The sequence below is a fragment of the Methylophaga sp. OBS3 genome (genome assembly GCF_026319325.1).
GTDB lineage: Bacteria > Pseudomonadota > Gammaproteobacteria > Nitrosococcales > Methylophagaceae > Methylophaga.
In genome coordinates this window covers 1-19704 of sequence record NZ_JAPDMU010000007.1, presented here as the reverse complement: position 1 = coordinate 19704, position 19704 = coordinate 1, and the positions used below count along the sequence as shown (strand labels likewise).

The following is a 19704-nucleotide window of genomic DNA, read 5'->3' as shown; positions in this document are numbered from 1 at the left end:
TCCTGCGCATCCATGCGCTCGCGGCATTAGTGCATCCATGCACGTCATGTTTCAGGATGAAATAGAAAAAGTTGAACTTCCCGCCATTGAGCAACTAACGCGACTTGGCTGGAAATATGTACCCGGTGCTGAACTTGCCCCGACGTTGTTTGCTGACGGCACCTCTGAAGGTGAAAGAGGTTATTACCGAGACGTGGTGCTGGTAAAGCGTCTGGAAGCGGCTATAGTTCGCCTGAACCCATGGATTAGTGACGAAAACTTACGTAAAACGATACGTGAGATAACGCATCCGAATCACGCAGGCTTGATGGAATACAACCAGTCCATCTATAAGCTGCTGGTTCATTACACCTCCAAACCTCAAGATCTGGGAACAGGCCGTAAAGATCAGACGATCAAAATTATCGATTTTGATAATCCTGAGAATAACGAATTTATCTGTACCAACCAGTTCAAGGTTGAGGGCGTTAATCAAACCATCATTCCTGATATTGTCTGTTTCGTGAATGGATTGCCTCTAGCGGTCATTGAATGTAAATCACCTTACCTTGCTAGTAACCCCATTGCTGAGGGTATTGACCAACTTCGTCGCTATGCCAACCTGCGTCAGCCAGAAAACGATGAGGGTGCGCAGAAGCTGTTTTGGTATAACCAGATGATGGTGGCGATGTCTCGCGATCATGCCAAAGTCGGTACTATCAGCGCCACCGCGCAATTTTATAGTGACTGGAAAGATCCTTACCCATTCACTGACAGTGACATCAACAATTTGCTGAATGATCAAAACAGCAATGTGAATGGAACCAAAAACCTACAAGATGTCGCATCAGCAGAATATCTAACCAATGCTGAAAAAGTGGCTTTTCAGTTGGATAAAGATAAGCCTGAAATCAACGCCCAACAACGTTTGTTGATGGGGATGTTCAAGCCTGAGATTTTTCTCGACTTAATCCTTAACTTCACTGTTTACGAACTTGAAGAAGGTCGCTTGATTAAAAAGCTTGCTCGGTACCAGCAATTCAGAGCGGTCAGGAAAGTTGTTGAACGTTTAAAGACAGGTGAGTCACGAAAAGATAAATCAGGTGTGGTTTGGCACACACAAGGCTCGGGTAAGTCTCTGACTATGGTGATGCTGGCGTTAAAAGTCCGCCGAGATCCTCTATTACAGCAATACAAATTGGTCTTTGTCACTGACCGCACACAACTTGATGGTCAGCTAACGGATACTTTTGCGAATGCCCAAGATGAAACCATTAAAAATGCAAAATCTGTCAGTAAGCTTAGAGAATTACTAAAGAGTGATGCTTCAGATATTGTCACTGCCACTGTGCAGAAATTTCAGGATGCAGAAGAAGAGGGTAATTTCACTGATTTAAACCCCAGTGACAAAATTATTGTGCTGGCGGATGAAGCACATCGAACCCAATTTGGTAATTTGGGTGCCACCATTAACGCTGCTTTACCGAACGCTCCTAAGATTGGTTTCACAGGAACTCCATTGCTGAAAAGCCAGAAAATGGATCAGGCATTTGGTGACTATATTGATCATTACAAAATCCATGAAGCTGTTGAAGATGGGGCTACAGTTAGAATTATCTATGAAGGTCGCCAGGTAAAAACGGACGTCGTTGGTAGTTCGCTGGATGCCTTATTCGAAGAATACTTCAAAGATAAAAGCAAAGAAGAAAAGCTTGAGATAAAGAAAAAGTATGGTGTTGAACGGGCTGTGCGAGAAGCGCCCGCTAGAATCCGTTGGGTATGTATGGATTTGCTGAAGCACTACAGGGAGCATATTCAGCCAAATGGTTTTAAAGCCATGATTGTAGTTGGTAGCCGCCACGCAGCAACTGAATACAAGAAACAGTTGGATTTGTTAAAGGCACCTCCTTCAGAAGTTATTATTTCGGGTAATCACAATGACCTTGAATATATCGCTAAGCACACAAACAAAGTTTCACAAGACAACGCGGTTGAGAGTTTTAAAAAGCCATTAGACAAGAGTCCGCTGAGTTTTTTAATAGTCAAAGATATGTTACTGACGGGCTTCGATGCGCCTATTGCACAAGTCATGTATATCGATAGAAGTTTGAAAGATCACACTCTCATGCAGGCCATTGCCAGGGTAAATCGAACATATAAAGGCAAGTCCGCTGGTTTCATTGTTGATTACTACGGATTGTCAGATGATCTCAGCAGTGCTCTTAAATCATTTAGTAATGACGATGTTGAAGGCACGTATTATTCGCTGAAAGATGAAGTCCCGAAACTGAAAGCAGCACAGACCAAGATCAAACAATTTCTGAGTCCTGTAACTGGAAATGATGTAGATGATTATGTGTTGTATCTGAAAGATGAAGATTTACGGCATCAGTTTGATATTTTGTTTAAACGTTTTGCCAAGCAAATCGACATCATTTTGCCAGATGCTTCTGCTAAGCCATTTATCCCCGACTTAAAACTTTGGGGCAAAATTCAGAACGCGGCGAGAAACAAATATCGCGATGACAGCCTCAATATTAGTGATGCTGGTGAAAAAGTGAAAAGGCTTGTGGATGAGCACATTATCAGTACAGGGATTGATCCAAAAATCCCACCGGTTGATTTGATGGCCGCAAACTTTGAAGAGAGTCTGGAAAAGATTCAATCCAAAGAGTCACGCGCTTCTGAAATAGAGAGTGCTATCAAGCACCACATCACAGTCAATCTTGAAGAAGATCCTGAGTACTACAAATCATTGAGTTTGCGTCTGCGTGACATCATTGAGAAAACTGATGGCAAATGGGAGGTTCAGTTAGAAATGCTCAAAGATATGCTCAACAACATCAAAACAGAATACAGCCAGCAAGCGAAAGACTTAAATTTGAGTGATACCGAATATGCGTTTTATAACGCGTTAATGGCTGAAGTGACGCGAGATAATGACAGCGATATTGTCGATGATGGTGTTGTTGAAGAAGTCAGAACTGCTTCGCAAGCACTGGTGAAGATGTTTGATGAAGTGACACAAATTATCGATTTCTTTAACAAACCAAACCAGGTTAAGCATGCAAGAAAAGAAATAAAACGAACGTTGATTGACTGTTCATTTGCTGACAAAACAATAATTAATGCCATCCAGGATAAATTTGTTGATTTAGCAAAAACGAAGTTTGGTTAATCCAATATGGTGATCCATAAACCAGAATACCTTGATGGTCATGGCTTTATTGCAGAAGTCATTCGTACCAACCGTCGAAAGTCTGCAGATATCAAAGTGGAAGAGGGTGCTGTTTCAGTCGTTGTTCCCATCTCTACGTCACTAGAAAAAATTGATGAACTGTTATCGTCGAAGCGTCAGTGGATTAAACACAAAATAACGCTACAAAGAGAAATGTCACCGGTTAGTGACAAGCAATTTGTGTCGGGAGAGGCATTTTCCTACCTAGGACGAAATTACCGTCTGAAAGTCGAACGTGGAAGCTTTACACCAGTTCGTTTAATTAATGGGCGTTTGATTGTTACCGTACCCCAAGATGGTAATCAGCCACATATCATTCGTAATGCTCTTGTTAGATGGTTCAAGCGACAAGCTGAACAAAAGCTTGTTGAGAAAGTGAAAAGGTTTGCACCGATTGTTGGCGTTCAAGTGCCTAATGTTGGCGTTAAAACCTTCAAATCTCGTTGGGGAAGTTGTACGCCAAAAGGTGAGTTGGAATTCAACTGGCAGATCATGATGGCTCCCAATCGAATGGTTGATTACGTTGTGATTCATGAACTCTGTCACTTAATCAGAAACGACCACTCACCTGAGTTTTGGAATGAAGTGGCCAGGGTTATGCCTGACTATCAAAATTGTCGTGACTGGTTGAAAGAAAATTCATCTAGGCTTGTCATGTAGTAGGGAAAAATGTGATGGATACACTATTCAATAATCTATGCCAAACACTGTATGAAAACGATCCTATGGGAACGTGTTGTAAAGAAAACGAGTGTTTTGATGAGTACAACCATATTGCAGCACAAACTGCTGATTTGATGGATCAGGGGTACCCATTTAAAGCTGCTCTGACTAGTGTGCTATCAGATTCATTCACCAAAGATATGGCGAATAAAGTCGATTACGAAGCTATCGAAAAAGACTTTAACGGCTTAAAAGCATAAGACGAAAGTCTTCACCAAAATTACTGTTCTTTTTGGGTATGCATTAACGAATACACCAAATTTATCCGATATGGTGTATCGATAAATAAATTTTATTATCCATACGAGTACAGTATAATGAATACAGCCCAAATCGGTACAGGAGCGTATTCTAGTGTTCATTCGTGCTTATCTTAGGGCATCTACCTTAGAGCAAGATGCCGCCCGTGCAAAATCCCTTTTAGAACAGTTTGCAAAAGAATCGAACCAGAAGATTGCCAGTTGGTTTATTGAAAACGAATCTGGAACGAAATCAGATCGACCTGAGTTGTTGAGACTATTAAAAGACTCAATGAAAGGTGACATTATTCTCGTGGAGTCTGTAGATCGTCTCAGCCGTCTTAAACGTGATGACTGGGAGTCATTACGGGCTAGTATTAATTCGAAAGGTCTAAGGGTTGTTTCTATTGATTTACCTACAAGTCATGCAGCTATGAAGACTGCAAATTCAGATGAATTTACTTCCAGGATGTTAGATGCAGTCAATAACATGATGTTAGATATGCTTGCAGCTATTGCTCGTAAGGATTATGAACAAAGGAAAGAACGTCAGAAGCAGGGCATTGAGAAAGCTAGATCTGAAGGGCGGTATAAAGGGAGGCCTCTGAATGAAAGCATGCACAAAAAAATCCATGAATTGATAAAAAAAGGCTTTAGTGTCAGAAAGACTGCTGAGATTGTTGGATGTGCTCCATCTACAGTACAAAGAAGCAGAGAAGTTCTACTTACTCAGAGTTGAGTTAGAATGGTCCTTACTTGTCCAAATTGAAAGGGGGAGTTTTTGAAAGTATTCGCTGAATATTTTGAACTTGATGGATTAAGTTACAGGAGAAATACACTTCTACAGTTTGGAAAAGGTTGGAATTTAATTGGTAATGTAGTCCTAGCCAACCCCGGTAGTGCTGAGCCTTTGATGAAAATATCAAAGCAGAATTTCGGTCTAATTTCTGGCTTTTATGATGAAAATAGATTCGATGAACAGCCAATGTGCGATTGGTGGTATGAGTTTTCTGTTGATTCAACTATGGGGTTTATTGAGAAATTATTTAATGGCTGGTATTTGGCGAAAACTCAATCACTCGATGGCGTAATTCAATTATTCAACACATTTAATTTAAAGAACCAAAATATCCACGAGGCAATAGAAAAAACATCCAGTTCATCGGAGTTTATGTTTTCTGAGAACATATACACTCGCTTCAATGACAAGCCTACATATTTTGGTTTTGGAAAAGATGTTTTGAAAAACCATTACTTACACAATGTGGCTGAGAATATCTTTGTAAACTCTTCAAAAAAAATTCGCACTATTTACAAGAGAAAATTCTCTGAGAACCATTTTTATCACCCTATGTATGTTAATAGGGCCTATAAGCAAGCACATTTCAAGAAATATAAGAATGAGGTTCTCTCAAAGCTAATTGTTTAATTCAAATTTGAATAGGCCACAAACCTATTGATTTATAGTATTTTTCAGCAGTCGTCTGCAATCTTCTCTTGATACACTTTAATCCATATCTTATCGATCCCAAGGCAAAATTTACCGCTTACTAAAACCACCTCACATTCTCAACGGCCTTGAAACCTTTCGTGCTTTTTAACCTGGCAGCCTTGAAAGTCTTGTCTATACTCAGGAAAGGCCGTTTTGGCCTCTTCCCAGCATGGCGCATCACTATCAAACCCTGTTACCTGGAGACGTTCACGACAGGATTTCAAATACTGACTATGCGCCAGGTGTTGCTCATAATAGTCCCGACCACACAACTCGATGGTTTTTGCTTTATCGTATTCGACAAAAGCGATGTTCTCGATACCAAGCCCATACTTGTCTCGTTGCCCCAGTTCAATGAGTTTAATATCATCAGAGGGAATCACATTCATTTCATCTACAAGTCCGGGGGAGACGCCGTAACTGGCCAGGTAAGTTCTCATCTCTTCTGAGATCACCTCGTAATGTGATAGGTATTCCTCATGCGTTATTTCTTTGGTCGAGACCTCATAGGAAAAAGGCCTGTGTATTCCTAACTCACCGATACCCCAACGTGATGATGCTGCCGCGTAGATCAGTACACAGGAACTATAACAGCCACCATTAAATGGAATCATAGCTTCCATGTTGTTCGCTGATACCAGCCGCCCTATGTTCATGGCATCCCGAATAACACCGCCAGGACTCTCAAGCCAGATTTTTAGCGAACGCTTGCTTTCCGGCCTCTTATCTATCAATGCCAGCGCCAGCTTGATGGTGAAATAAGTCTCTTTTGAAATCCTTCCCTTGATGCCTATCCCGTCTATCTGACACGTCTCACCAATGTTTTTGTTTATTCGTTGATTGAGATCCTCGGCATACAAATCAATAAAAGGTGCCTTCTCTTCAGTAATAGAGGGTAAAGCGGAAAACTCATTGTTATCGTGATTGCAGCTTTCCTTGTCTGGCTTCACCCCTACAAATGACTCAGCAGACTCCGCCTGACTTACCAGGGGCAGCAGTAATGATGTAATAAACAGACCGAAGGTTAACTTCATATTCATCGCACTTGTTTCCTAAAAAAACTCTCTTCCAACAGCTTGCCTCGAAGCTTCGCTTTTAATTCCTCACGCCCTTGATCGTTGTTATGGTAGGTTAGGCAACGAATACTTCTTAAATCAAGCAGTACATCCTGAATATACTATGCCAGCAAGATGACCCTCTTTCCCAAAGAGTGAGCAATTCACACTTCATACAAGACATTCGGGTTTTTACCGGTCAAATCACACACTACATATTCGGCCTTCGCAATCAAATCCATTACATCCTGAATAATGTGCTGGTTCACCCAGATGTCTTCTGCACGCCTGCATAAATATCCTGTCTCCTGTAGCAGTTCAACTGCTCGGTTTGCAGGAATCGGATCAATACCCGTTGCAGGATAATAATCAAGCCGGTATTCGCCCCCGACCTCTTTAATATCGGCTATGTACACCACTCTTGCTGGCTGTGGATTGGCAACCTGCGGTTCCTGGACAAGTAAAGCAGGGTGGCGCCTGATCTACTCCAAATCGGTTTTGCCATTTTTTAAGAGGGGACTGACTAGAGGATCGTTATCTTTGATATGCATCCTATCTGTCATAACAGTGCCTGAGTGATCACCCCATCCCCTAAATCTCGTCAATAAATGAAACATCCCTTCTCCAATTTATGCGCTGAATTAATAGTCCATTGTAAAGCGTTATCCGTAAGAACACTGGTTGAATTAGATTGAGTGCTAGATTAAGCATGAATTGCACGCCATGATTGCTCTTCTAAACTATCACAATATTATTCAATGAGTTACGTTGTCTATGCATTAGAAGAAATTTTACTAAGACAGTTAATCTAGAGATAGATTCAATAGTATTTGGTAAGTTTGATTATCAATACCAGCTTATCCAGGCAAGCCCTGTGAATTATGTATAGCCTAGTTATTACTATAGTTTCAGGATCTAATTTTCTTTTTGCACTTACGGTTCTTAGCTAGGGAGTCACCCTGAAATATCAAGCGAACCAACGTTGCCGCAACGAGTTTGCTGTACGTATGAGAAGAGAACCCATTCTTTGAAAACTTGTATTAACTTAGGAGTTTCTTTTCTAAAAAATTACCCCATTCTATCCATGCTGCTTTTTGTTCAGAACTTCTTTTGGCCGCTTGATATGTAGCTACAAGCTTATTTTGGGGTCTGTGATTGAGCATTAACTCAATAACATCAGAATTAATTTTAAGTTCTTCTGCCCAGTTAGTGGCAGCAGAGCGTCTTAAATCATGGAAAGTGAACGCGGGAATTTTTAATTCATCTCGATGTTTAAGTATCACTCTCGATAAAACATCCTTACTTAGCGGTTCATCAATCCCTTTAGAAGCTTTTTGTGGCGATACAAAAACGTATTTGTAATCCTCAGTAGTTTCATTAATTTGTTTCAGAAGAGAAATGTTTAGGTCTGATAAGAAGATTTCATGCTCAATTTTGTTTTTTGCTCTGTGCGCTGGGATAGTCCATATTTGTGAATCAAAATCCAATTCTGACCACTCCATTTGGGTTATTTCTGTTCTTCTGGCACCGGTCAAAATAGCAATCTTTATTGCGATTCTGGATTGGATCGATATTTTGTTTTTGAAGTCACCCAGATATTTCCATAGTTTCACTAGTTCGCTCAGGTTCAACCATCTGTTGCGAGGTTTAGATGCTTGCAAGCCAAGATCACTGGCCTTTATGCCTAACAATGGATTGTCTCTAATGTACCCCGCACTGACAGCATAATTGAACATCATGTTAAGTGTTGATAGTGATTTTCTAGACTCTTCTTTTGATTTTTTTCTAATTTTTTCAAGAGTGTTTGTGAGGTGTTGTCGCTGAGTTGCGTCAACTTGGAGGATAGCCAGTTCGTCTTTGAGATATTTTTCCCACCTCCACTTATGGCGAGATATAGTTTGAAGAGAGAGATTTTTGTCAGTTTTTTTTGCTTCAAGCCATTTTTCGAAAAGTTGCTGAAGATTAATTTTATTCTTCAGGTCAGCAAGTTTATGTGCAAAATATATTTTGGGATCCTGACCAGCATCCAGGGCCTTCATAGCTTCATTATGTCTCTTCACTGCTTCAGCAAGCGAAGTGCTTGGGTATGAACCGATATAGAAGCCTTTTTGTTTACCATCATAACGATAACGAGTTTTAAATGATTTCTTACCGCCAGGATTAACGATTAACAGAAGCGTACCTTTATCTAATTTACTGCTCTGTATTGTCTTGGTGTATGGGGTTTTTCCGGGCTTCAAAGAGCGTATTTGGGTATCTGTAGTAATGCTTTTGCCCACGGCCATCCTCCTGTAGGGTATGGCAAAATTTTAACAGGAATCAGTAAACAAATCAGTAAACATATGGCAAGAAAGTATGCGACTTAACGCAACTCAATAAGACAGGTGTTTATTTTTAAGCTATTGATATAGTTTATTTATTATTTTGTTTCTGGGCTGTGATAGAGTATGTGAAATCCCCCTCCTAAGGGGAAGGTCGCAGGTTCGACTCCTGCCGGGGACGCCAGTTTGTTATCACGTCACATACTCCACTTTTTAAGCTGTTGTTCAGCTTCGCCATATAAATTAATCAATTTTTTTAGACCTTATCTAAAGGGCGCACCTGTGCTGAGAAAGCTGTTTCTTATCTTGATTACTTTGTTGACGGTGGTTGCTGGCACTATCTACGCGCTTAAGCTCGAAGCGCTGATTTGGTACTCATTAAATGAGCATAATGCTGCATCAGAACTTAACCTTAATAGTTACCAAGTAGACATTGATGCAAAGCCTATTGACGATATTGATGATTTATCTGGCCTGACCTTTAATCACGAGACCGGTACGTTATTTTCGGTGTTGAATGGTCAGCCTTATATTGTTGAGCTGGATGATAGTGGCAATTTGCTACGAAAAATCGCCGTTGAAGGTGTGGAAGATATGGAAGGGATTAGCCATGTACACGACAATCTTTTTGTCATTATTGATGAAAGAGATCAGCGCTTGTTGTGGATCACCATAGATTCAGCAACGACAAATATTGATACTGCCGATGCGCCCTCGATGAGCTTGGCTTTGTCTGGAAAGCGAAATAAAGGTCTTGAAGGTATTTCATGGGATGAACATAACCAGCGTATGTTATTGGTGCAGGAACGTAATCCACTTCGTGTAATGGCAATAACGGGGTTGATTGAAGGGACTTTGAGCACTAATAAATTAGTCATCCAACAATTGCATACCGAACGAAAAAGCCGGCTATGGCTCAGAGATTTGTCATCAGTAACCCACGATCAACATGCAAGGCATCTTGTGTTTCTTAGTGATGAGTCAAAAATGGTAGTTGAGTATGATTTAGCGGGTGAGGCGGTGAGCTTTCTTAATCTGCGTCGTGGTGCACATGGACTACAGGCAAGCATTCCACAGGCCGAAGGACTTGCCATCGGCCCTGATGATGCTGTGTATATTGTGAGTGAGCCTAACCTGTTTTATAAATTTACCCGTGGTGAGGCGCAATAACCTTTCAGTTACTGGTGAATTTCGATTACCGGTTTTTGGCGGGTATCTTTATCATTGGTTGAAAGTCCTGCCGTTAATATCCAACGCATGGCATCTTCATTGCCCATTTTTAATGGCTGAACTTGCTCGCGAGGAATGAGCACGGTATAGCCACCGATTTGGTAACTCATTGGCAGGTAAACCGCGACTTTGTCAGTAGTATCTGTCTCATTGCTATCAAGAATATTGGTAACGTTATCGCGCACCTGAAAACCAATTAGTTTGATATCACCAATCGTGACGGCAACAGCATTATTGAGATTATCTTTTTGTTTGTCGCGCGAGAAAAAATGCATAAAGTCACGCAACGCACCATGGATAGACTTGATAAGTGGGATACGCTCAATCATCGACTCACCCATGGCAAACAGGCGTTGTACTAACCAAGCATTTACGGCAATACCAATAACAAAAATAAGGCCGATGGCTGCCAGCAAGCCCATTCCAGGCCAGTAAAAATGATCTGGAATAAACGCTTTGATAAGCGGGCTTATCGCTTTTTCAGCCGACAGTGCCAGCCAATAGACGAGATATAACGTCAGGCCAACAGGCAAAAGAGCTGCAAGCCCTTTTAAAAATGTTTTCCAGATAAAATCCATGTTGGGCCTCCTATCGGCCTATATTTATAGGTTGGCTTCGCAAGAAAATGCTCAAAGCTTGCAGTGCGATCATGGTTACCGCTATTGGTATGCAGCTTTTGTTCAGCATCAATATGGAAACGAATCCACTTGGTTGAGTTTATGATGTTGTTTTATTGGATACCGAAACCGGCATTAGTATCGCGGAATATCCCAACACGGTTCTGTGACGTTATCAGCCTTTCTCTATGATGAAGTAAAGTTTTTCGTCGGTTTCGTGCGTTGAGATCAGTGGATTCCCAGTCATCTTACAAAATACAGGTATGTCTTTATTTGCGCCTTTGTCGGTTGCGATAAGGTGTAATCGTTGTCCGGCTGTCAGAGTGGAGAGCGCTTTGCGGGCCTTGAGCACTGGTAACGGACAATTCAGTCCGGAAGTGTCAATTTCTGCAGAAAAATCTGACATACTTGGGTCTCCAAAATTAAACTTCAGACGGTCATGATAAACACATTGCAGCATTTTCGCATGGCACTAATGCTGGAACCGGACTTAACAGTCAGAGTCTAAAAGTACTATGAAAAAACTTATTATGATGTCGGTATTGGCGCTGACAGCAATGTTGAGCCATGCAAACCCTAATATTCAGCTTCCCGATATGGGCGATAGTGCCGGTGCGCTTGTTTCACCTATCGAGGAATATCAGGTTGGTCAGCGCTTTTTCTGGCAGTTACAGCAACAGGTTGACCTAGTCCAAGACCCTGAAATCAACGATTACATTAAAAATCTGGGTAATCGTTTGGTAGCCAGTAGTGATGCGCCACTCCGACCTTATAACTTTTTTATGGTCCCCGAAGCCTCGATCAACGCCTTTGCTGCACCCGGTGGTTTTATCGGTATTCATAGTGGTTTGATGTTAACGGCAGATACCGAAGATGAGATGGCCTCTGTTCTAGCGCATGAGATCGCTCACGTTACGCAACGTCATATCCTTCGTAGTTATGAAAAAACTGAACGCTTAAGTGTGCCAATGACGGCCGCCATGATTGCGGCGGCATTATTGGGTATTGCCGATCCAAGCGCGGGTAGTGCGGCGATTATGGCGGTGCAAGGTGGGGCGATTCAGATGCAAATCGACTACACCCGCGCTCATGAGGCGGAGGCTGATAATCTAGGCATGCAAACATTGGTGAATGCAGGGTTTGATCCTTATGCAATGCCAAGCTTTTTTGAAAAATTACAGGTTGCCAGCCGGTTTTATGGTGGTGGTCATGTTCCTGAATTTTTAAGAACGCATCCCATCACGGGATCACGTATCGCCGAAACGCGTGCCCGAGCTGAGAATTATCCGGTGCCGACAAATCGTCGTGACACCAAGCAGTTTTATTTAATGCGTGAAAAGCTGCGGGTGATGATGACTGATAATCTCAGTGAACAAACAGATGAATATCGTAAAAAATTGGCTGAAAACGGCGATGATGCAGATATTACCCGCTATGGTTTGGCACAGGCATTAATGCGCGGTAATAAACATACTGAGGCGCGTAAAGTATTAATGCCATTGATTGAAAAAGATGGTGACCGCTTGGCTTATCAACTGGCATTAGCGGATATTGAGATGGCTGTTGGTAACACAACGGCGGCGTTAGATATTTACGATGATTTTCAGCGTTTATACCCTGATGACCGGGCGCTTTCTTTGAAACAAGTTGAAGCGTTATTACGGGCTGGGCAAGCACGTAAAGCGGTAACGGTTTTGCAGCGCCAATTAGACGTGGGGGAAAGCTCACGAGAATTGTATCGTTTATTGGCTAAAGCCCATGAACGAATGGGTAATCTGAGTGAATCTCATGTTTGGTTAGCAGAGTCATATTATGAAAGTGGTCAGTTGGCTGCCGCGGCAGACCAATTAAGGATTGCAGCAGATTATGCTCGCGGAGATGAGTTTCAACGTGCCAAAATCAGTGCGCGTTTGCGTGAAATCGAAACGCAATTGGCAACGATGGAAAACTTCTAATGAGCAACGAATTTGATGAAGCACGGCGGTATTGGCTGAAACGAGGCGTTTCGGCAGCCACGTTGGCAATGGTGGCGAGCAGTGGTTTGTTATTACCAAGACAAGTGTTAGCCCATTGGCCGCGAGATGCGTTTAAAGCTGAAACCGTTGAAGATGCTTTACTGGCGTTGTTGGGGGAAGCAGATTTAATCGATGATGATGCCGTGCATTTCAGTGTTGGCTCACCACCGACTTATGCCATTAATGGTGCAACTGTGCCGGTTGAAATTAATACAACGCTGGAAAATATCAAGCACGTTGCATTGTTGGTGGAAAAAAATCCTTCACCATTGGCAATGAGTTTTGAGCCAAATGACGATGTGATGTTGCCATTTAAAACCATGCTCAAGGTTGCCGAAGATTCTGATATGTTGGCAGTTATTCGAGCTGACGATAAATTGTATGTCACGCGTCGTTTTGTCGAAATTGATATCGGAGGCTGTGCTTAATGGCTGTTCGCGGTAAAGATCGGATCCGAGCCAAATTACAAAATGGCGATACCTTAGTGCGTATTTTGCTGGCGCATCCAATGCACACGGGTAGGGCAAAAAATGCTGATGATGAATTGATTCCGGCTGAATTTATTCAGGATATTCGCTGCTGGCGGAATGATAAGGAAGTGCTGACCATCAAATGTGGTACGGCGACATCACGAAATCCATTTTTTGCATTTCAGTTAAAAGGTGGTAAACAAGGCGATGTTATTCGTTTGCGTTGGGTCGATAATATGGGCGCCAAAGGTACGACGGAAACTGAGGTGCAATGAGTCTTAAGCTCAAAGTAAATCTGTTCTTTGCCCTGATTTTATTGTTGTCAGTGGTAGCAAGCAGTTTGGTATTGATGGTCAATGCCAAACAGTCGGTGAAAGTGGAAGTTCAAGACACCATGGACACCACCGCTCACATCATTACCGTGACCTTGGCGGGTGCACGATTAAATCGTGATCGTGAAGTGAGCGAACACATGAAAGAGCTGGTGATGGCATTAAGTGAAATGCGTAGCCTGCATATTTTGATGTTTGATCAACAAGGTCTGATGTTTGAAGGCCAACCTGATAAAAATCTGCAAGATACCCCACCGGATTGGTTCGTTTCTTATTTATTTCCAGAAATAAAACCGTTATCGCGTCGTTTTGGTGATGGTCACATGGTGATTTATGCCGCGCCAATGTTAGAAATCGCCGAGCGCTGGCGCGACATTCGCGACATTATGGCGCTGGGTATTGTGATTTTTATTTTACTAGCGGCTTTTTTGTATTGGGGCGTTGGTTGGTTAATGCGACCTTTGCAACGTCTGCTCGATGCTTTATCAGGGTTTGAGCGTGGTGACTTACATTTACGCTTGCCGCGATTTGCACTAGCTGAAATGGATCAAATCAGTCAGACATTTAATCGAGTTGGTGAAGCGCTAGAGTTAAGTAGTGCAGAAAACCGTCGTTTAGCCACCTTGGTAAAACAGTCCGGTGATGCGATTTTGTCTTTAGATCACGCTGGCTATATCACTTTCTGTAATGCCACCGCTGAAAGGATGTTTTCTCGGCAAACACCGATGTTGATTGGTGAATCATTGGCGACATTGGGTTTAAAAGAAAATCGTAATGAAATTATCAGTGTTATCGAAGGCTGCCGCGCGGTAGAAAATCTGGAAACCAGTTTGGTACAACCAGACGGTGAAAAAATCGCTTTGTTAATGTCGACAGTGCCGCTGCTTGAAAAAGATGGTTGTGTGATCGGCGTGATTTGTACGCTGCGTGACATCACCGAACATCGCCAAGCCGAAAAAGCCCGTGCGCAATTACATGAAACTCGCATGCTTACCAAACATATGGATGAGGCCCAAGAAGCGGAGCGTCGCCATCTTGCTCGGGAGTTACATGATGAGTTGGGACAATGTCTGACAGCGATTAAAACGGATGCGGTATTGATTCGTAATCGAACACAAGATACTGAGCCTAAGTTATATCAAAGCTCGCAGGCAATCATTGATACGGCAAGTCATATTTATGATGTTGTGCATAATATGATTACGCGTTTACGGCCAAGTCCTTTAGATGATTTGGGCCTGCTAGCAACGCTCGAAGAGACCGTGAAAAATTGGCAAGAACGTCAGTCGGATATTACTTTCAGCCTTGATGTACAGGGTGATGTCAGCGGCTTGAATGAATCAACGAATATGACAGTTTTTCGAGTTGTACAAGAAGCTGTGACCAATGCCGTACGTCATGCTAGTGCAAGTCGTATTAGTATTGCTGTTCATCGTGAAACCATTGATAGTGGCGACGTATTAGAAATCAATATTCGTGACAATGGTAAAGGGATGGAAGTACATGATTTTCATTCTGATGTAGATTTTGGCTTGTTGGGAATGCGTGAGCGCGCGGAAAGTCTGGGTGGTTCATTTACCCTAGACAGTCGTTTAGGTGAAGGTGTAAACCTGACTGTTGTAATACCTCTGGGAGTAAAAAACTGACATGAGTCTGACCAAAACTAAAGTGTTGCTTGTTGATGATCATGAATTGGTCAGGGCCGGCTTTCGTCGTTTACTCGAAGATGGCGAAAAGTTTGAGGTGATTTGTGAGTCGGGCAGTGGCGAGCAAGCAGTACAGGACTTTGGCAAACATCATCCCGATGTGGTGGTCATGGATATTTCCATGCCGGGTATTGGTGGTGTCGGTGCCATTGAGCGGATTATTGCCCGTGAGCCCAAAGCCAAGATTTTGGTGTTAAGTGTTCATGAAGATAGCGTATTTACGACGCGAGCTATGCAAGCAGGCGCACTCGGTTTTATTCCTAAGCGCAGTGCACCTGAAGAAATGCTGAAGGCCGTAGAGTTAGTTGCACAAGGTCGAACTTGTATCGCACCAGAAATCGCGCAGCAGATAGCCATGCAAAAACTTACCGGCTCAGAAAATCCTTTAGATGTGTTGAGTCAGCGGGAGTTTGAAGTATTTCGATTATTGGCTGAGGGCAGAACAGTCAATGACATCGCAGATATTTTGAGTTTAAGCCCTAAAACCGTCGGTACGCATCACACCAATATCAAACAAAAGCTCAATGTCTCTAACTCAGCAGAGCTGGCACGCCTTGCAATTCGTAGTGGTTTGCTAGATGCCTGACCATTCAGGAAAATCCTGAGTGTTAACGCGTAAATTTCTCTGTGGTCATTTGACGCTGCGTCCTATCATGTAATCGTAATTCGGAATTGGCCGAATAAATTGGGAGGTGATTACCATGTGGACTAAACCAGAATATTCAGACATGCGTTTCGGTTTTGAAGTAACCATGTACATCTGCAATCGTTAATCGCAGATAACGCATTTAATAAAAAAGCCTCGATTAGTTCGGGGCTTTTTTTTGTCTGTCGTAAGATAATCAATGATCACATTTTCATATTTTCACGCAGCTAAGTATATTTAAAATAAGAATCCATTTAGCAGCAAGGTCATTCAAGCATGTTCATTGGGCAGTAAACATGGGATTGTTACTCCGAATTAATACCATCGCTATGGGCATACTGCTGGTAGGGCTTGTCATTGCTGAGTATATGGCACTTAGGGATGTGCATACTCAAGTCGAAGCCGATATGGAAATGACAACGGCGCTGACAGACTATCTTGTCGAATTGCAGACCGTTGCACTTCAAGCCGAATTTCAACAAACTGGCATGTACCCCAGTGATCGCGCAATAAAGCGAATCTTTGATCTTAAACGGATGCATAACATTGAGCATCTCGATGTGCATTTCATTAGTCCATCGGGCGAGTTACTAGATGCCAATAAACCGCTCAATATCGACCAATCGAGCGCAATTCCAAGTTGGATTTACGACATGCTGGCTAACTACCTTTATGTCGAGCCTATCGAAAAAGAAGTAAAGCTTGGCGGTAAGCAACTTGGTCAGATCCGGATTACCCATAATCTTAATAGTGTCATCAACGAGGTTTGGCAAACCAGTACCGAAGTTATTTTCCCGCTGATGTTGATGTTTCTTATCGGTAGTTTGCTGATTGCTGTTTTAGCGTCATTTATTTTTAAACCGGTCGAAAAATTATTAAAAATCAGTCGCCAGATGACTGAAAACCAGCCTGTGAAGCACCGCCGATTAGCCGGGATGACCGGTATTATTACCGCGGGTACCCAGCTCGATAAAATTGGCGAACAATTGCAGCGTTACAATCGACAATTACGTCAATTGAATGAACAGCTACTGACCTTGCATGAAGATGAACGTAAAAGTATTTCCGCCGAACTACATGATGAAATTGGTCAGCATTTAACGGCAATTAGATTTGATACCGCGACCATAGCAACCGCGGTAGATCTGGATGAAGCAAAACAAGCGGGCGAGTCGATCGATAAAATTAATCGGCAACTCACGGGTATTGTCCGCTCAATGTTAAAACGTTTGCGACCACCGTCTCTCGAGACGGCTGGATTGGCAGCAAGTTTGATTGACCTCGTCGATGACTCACGACAACGTCACCCAGGACAGGATATCCAACTTCGTATCGACGGCGAATTAGCCGGCTTAACCGATACGATAAACTTGACGGTATATCGCGCGGTACAGGAAGCACTTACCAATAGCTTCCGACATGCCGGAGACAAAGTAACCGTCAAAATACATTTGCTGAAAACACCAGAGAAAGTCACCTTGACCGTAAGTGATGATGGTTACGGTTGTGATCTTGATGAGGTGAGTGACGGTTATGGTCTTTTGGCAATGAGGGAGAGAGTTGAATCTCTATCGGGTGAGTTTACGGTAGTATCATCACCAGGGACTGGGATGAAGCTGATGTTGAGTATACCGTTGTAGTGGGTATCGATATGAATACAATAAAAATATTATTAGCGGATGATCATGAAGTTGTCAGATCTGGGCTGGCACGCATGTTGGAGCGTCATCAGGATATGGAAGTTGTCGGTGAGGCGGTAAGTGGGGAACAGGCCTACCAGTTGTATACCGAGCTCGATCCTGATGTTGTGGTGATGGATATGACCATGCCGGGGATTGGTGGCCTTGAAGCATTACGCCGAATAAAAGTGCGTTATGCACAAGCAAGGGTCATCATGTTTTCCATGCATGAAAACGCAACATTGGCTGTGCAGTCGATGGCAGCCGGTGCTGTCGGATATGTGTCTAAGTCTGGTGATGCAAATGAATTATTAGCGGCCATCAGACATGTCTTTACAACGGGGAAAACATATCTTAGTTCTGACATGGCACAACGCATCGCATTACAGAGTGTGTCAGGTGATGATGACCCGACTCGCCGTTTGAGTGTTAGGGAATTTGAAGTGTTCCGATTGTTGGCTGAGGGGCTGCCACTTGATGAAATTGCCGCAAAGCTCAGTTTGGGACATAAAACCGTTGCAAACTATCAAACCGTTTTGAAACATAAGCTTGGCTTTACTTCATCGGTTGAATTGGTTCGTTTAGCCATAAAGTACAACGTCATCAATAATGACTAATCGGGATATTTTTCCCGTTCTTGTTTTTTGTGTTAGTTAAGGTTTTATAAGGTTTACAGGCTGGTTCGGGAAAAAATCCCAATTACATAGTGATTACCTCCTAATGATTTTGGGGCAAAACCGGAATAAAGTCACAACCTCATGAATAAGCAGTCACTGCTGAACATCATGAACACAAAAAATATAGAGGATAACTTTATGAAGCTGAAAACATTATCAATTGCAATGATGGGTTTAGTAGCACCAGGTCTGGTTGCTGCAGATGAACTTGCTACATTGCAAAAAAATGAAAACAACTGGGTAATGCCTGCTGGTAACTACTCAAACACTCGTTACAGCACTTTGACGCAAATCAATAAAGACAATGTCAAAGATCTGAACATGGCTTGGTCTTTCTCAACTGGTGTTCTGCGTGGCCACGAAGGTAACTCTTTGGTCATGGACGGCACTATGTACGTTCACACGCCATTCCCTAACATCGTTTACGCGTTGGATTTAAACAACGACGGTGCTATCAAATGGAAATATGAGCCAAGCCAAAACTACGACGAAACTGTGCCAGTTATGTGCTGTGACACTGTTTACCGTGGTCTGAGCTATGCTGACGGCAAAATCTTCCTGAACCAAGCGGATACTACTCTGGTAGCTTTAAACGCTGAAACTGGTGAAGCGATTTGGTCTGACAAACGTGATGATCCAAAAGTTGGTGCGACTAGCACAGCTGCTGCTCACGTATTCAAAGACAAAATCATCGTTGGTATCTCAGGTGGTGAGTTCGGTGTTCGTGGTTATGTTCAAGCATACGACTTAGACGGTAACGTTCAATATAAAGCGTACAGCACTGGTCCTGATGCAGAAATGTTGGTTGACCCAGACAAAACAATGTCTATGTTGAAACCAGTTGGCAAGGATTCTTCACTGAAATCTTGGCAAGGTGACCAATGGAAAATCGGTGGTGGTACAACTTGGGGTTGGTATTCTTATGATCCAGACCTGAACCTGTTCTACTACGGTAACGGTAACCCATCTACTTGGAACCCAGTACAACGTCCAGGCGACAACAAATGGACAATGTCTCTGTGGGGTCGTGATTTAGACACTGGTATGGCGAAATGGGTCTACCAAATGACACCATACGATGAGTGGGATTACGACGGTGTTAACGAAGTTATCCTTGCGGATCAAAAAATCAACGGCAAAATGCGTAAAACTGCTGTTCACTTTGACCGTAACGGTTTCGGTTACACCATGGATCGTGAATCAGGTGAATTGCTGGTTGCAGAAAAATATGACCCAGCAGTTAACTGGTCAAACGGCGTAAACCTGAAAACTGGTCTGCATGACC

20 protein-coding genes and 1 tRNA gene are annotated in these 19704 nt (G+C 42.7%); 16 read left to right on the top strand and 5 right to left on the bottom strand.

What is annotated here, in order from left to right; all coding sequences use genetic code 11:
* Positions 1-37: 37 nt before the first annotated feature.
* From OMP94_RS11010 to OMP94_RS10990, 5 genes are all read left to right on the top strand, one after another.
* Positions 38-3157, top strand: coding sequence for a type I restriction endonuclease subunit R (locus OMP94_RS11010; protein WP_266278354.1), 3120 nt, complete (start codon positions 38-40; stop codon positions 3155-3157).
* Between the two features lie 6 nt (positions 3158-3163).
* Positions 3164-3877 carry a M48 family metallopeptidase gene (locus OMP94_RS11005; protein ID WP_266278353.1) on the top strand — a complete coding sequence of 238 codons (714 nt, stop codon included), beginning with the start codon at positions 3164-3166 and terminating at the stop codon, positions 3875-3877.
* 14 nt (positions 3878-3891) lie between these two features.
* Positions 3892-4140: a hypothetical protein gene (locus tag OMP94_RS11000; RefSeq protein WP_266278352.1), complete on the top strand. Its 249-nt coding sequence runs from the start codon at positions 3892-3894 to the stop codon at positions 4138-4140.
* A gap of 154 nt (positions 4141-4294) precedes the next feature.
* Positions 4295-4918, top strand: coding sequence for a recombinase family protein (locus tag OMP94_RS10995; RefSeq protein ID WP_266278351.1), 624 nt, complete (start codon positions 4295-4297; stop codon positions 4916-4918).
* A gap of 42 nt (positions 4919-4960) precedes the next feature.
* The gene (locus OMP94_RS10990; protein WP_266278350.1) at positions 4961-5608 is read left to right on the top strand and encodes a hypothetical protein; all 648 of its coding nucleotides are present in this window, start codon (positions 4961-4963) and stop codon (positions 5606-5608) included.
* Between the two features lie 140 nt (positions 5609-5748).
* On the opposite strand, the gene OMP94_RS10985 is transcribed toward OMP94_RS10990, so the two are convergent.
* From OMP94_RS10985 to OMP94_RS10975, 3 genes are all read right to left on the bottom strand, one after another.
* Positions 5749-6711, bottom strand: coding sequence for a hypothetical protein (locus OMP94_RS10985; RefSeq protein WP_266278349.1), 963 nt, complete (start codon positions 6709-6711; stop codon positions 5749-5751).
* Between the two features lie 179 nt (positions 6712-6890).
* Complete coding sequence (locus OMP94_RS10980) at positions 6891-7142, bottom strand: hypothetical protein (protein ID WP_266278348.1); 252 nt, start codon at positions 7140-7142, stop codon at positions 6891-6893.
* A 624-nt stretch (positions 7143-7766) separates the two neighbouring features.
* Entirely contained in the window at positions 7767-9005 is a 1239-nt protein-coding gene (locus OMP94_RS10975) for a tyrosine-type recombinase/integrase (protein WP_266278347.1), read from the bottom strand.
* A gap of 158 nt (positions 9006-9163) precedes the next feature.
* Between OMP94_RS10975 and OMP94_RS10970 the strand changes: the two genes are divergently transcribed.
* Both OMP94_RS10970 and OMP94_RS10965 read left to right on the top strand, forming a co-directional pair.
* Positions 9164-9231: transfer RNA gene (locus tag OMP94_RS10970), tRNA-OTHER, on the top strand.
* Between the two features lie 98 nt (positions 9232-9329).
* Positions 9330-10217, top strand: a complete 888-nt coding sequence (locus tag OMP94_RS10965) for an SdiA-regulated domain-containing protein (RefSeq protein WP_266278346.1) — start codon at positions 9330-9332, stop codon at positions 10215-10217.
* Positions 10218-10225: 8 nt separating this feature from the next.
* Here the strand turns inward: OMP94_RS10965 and OMP94_RS10960 are convergent, their stop codons facing one another.
* Entirely contained in the window at positions 10226-10855 is a 630-nt protein-coding gene (locus tag OMP94_RS10960; protein WP_266278345.1) for a DUF502 domain-containing protein, read from the bottom strand.
* Positions 10856-11069: 214 nt separating this feature from the next.
* Complete coding sequence (locus tag OMP94_RS10955) at positions 11070-11300, bottom strand: sulfurtransferase TusA family protein (protein ID WP_266278344.1); 231 nt, start codon at positions 11298-11300, stop codon at positions 11070-11072.
* Positions 11301-11409: 109 nt separating this feature from the next.
* On the opposite strand from OMP94_RS10955, the gene OMP94_RS10950 reads away from it, so the two are divergent.
* The 9 genes from OMP94_RS10950 to OMP94_RS10910 all read left to right on the top strand — a co-directional run.
* Entirely contained in the window at positions 11410-12849 is a 1440-nt protein-coding gene (locus OMP94_RS10950; RefSeq protein ID WP_266278343.1) for a M48 family metalloprotease, read from the top strand.
* Positions 12849-13337: a thiosulfate oxidation carrier protein SoxY gene (locus OMP94_RS10945; RefSeq protein ID WP_266278342.1), complete on the top strand. Its 489-nt coding sequence runs from the start codon at positions 12849-12851 to the stop codon at positions 13335-13337. The genes OMP94_RS10950 and OMP94_RS10945 overlap by 1 nt, the downstream gene beginning before the upstream one ends.
* Positions 13337-13654 carry a thiosulfate oxidation carrier complex protein SoxZ gene (gene soxZ / locus OMP94_RS10940; RefSeq protein ID WP_266278341.1) on the top strand — a complete coding sequence of 106 codons (318 nt, stop codon included), beginning with the start codon at positions 13337-13339 and terminating at the stop codon, positions 13652-13654. The genes OMP94_RS10945 and soxZ overlap by 1 nt, the downstream gene beginning before the upstream one ends.
* On the top strand, positions 13651-15357 hold the full coding sequence (locus tag OMP94_RS10935) for a PAS domain-containing protein (protein WP_266278340.1): 1707 nt from the start codon (positions 13651-13653) through the stop codon (positions 15355-15357). The genes soxZ and OMP94_RS10935 overlap by 4 nt, the downstream gene beginning before the upstream one ends.
* Position 15358: 1 nt before the next feature.
* The gene (locus tag OMP94_RS10930) at positions 15359-16003 is read left to right on the top strand and encodes a response regulator (protein ID WP_266278339.1); all 645 of its coding nucleotides are present in this window, start codon (positions 15359-15361) and stop codon (positions 16001-16003) included.
* Between the two features lie 115 nt (positions 16004-16118).
* A complete protein-coding gene (pqqA, locus tag OMP94_RS10925) occupies positions 16119-16190 on the top strand; it encodes a pyrroloquinoline quinone precursor peptide PqqA (RefSeq protein ID WP_081443609.1) in 72 nt (23 codons plus the stop codon).
* Between the two features lie 169 nt (positions 16191-16359).
* The gene (locus tag OMP94_RS10920; RefSeq protein WP_266278338.1) at positions 16360-17703 is read left to right on the top strand and encodes a sensor histidine kinase; all 1344 of its coding nucleotides are present in this window, start codon (positions 16360-16362) and stop codon (positions 17701-17703) included.
* Positions 17704-17714: 11 nt separating this feature from the next.
* Positions 17715-18359 (top strand): response regulator transcription factor, encoded by a 645-nt coding sequence (locus OMP94_RS10915; protein ID WP_266278337.1) that lies wholly within the window; start codon positions 17715-17717, stop codon positions 18357-18359.
* A gap of 198 nt (positions 18360-18557) precedes the next feature.
* On the top strand, positions 18558-19704 hold a 1147-nt coding region (locus OMP94_RS10910; RefSeq protein ID WP_323135084.1), incomplete at its 3' end, for a PQQ-dependent dehydrogenase, methanol/ethanol family.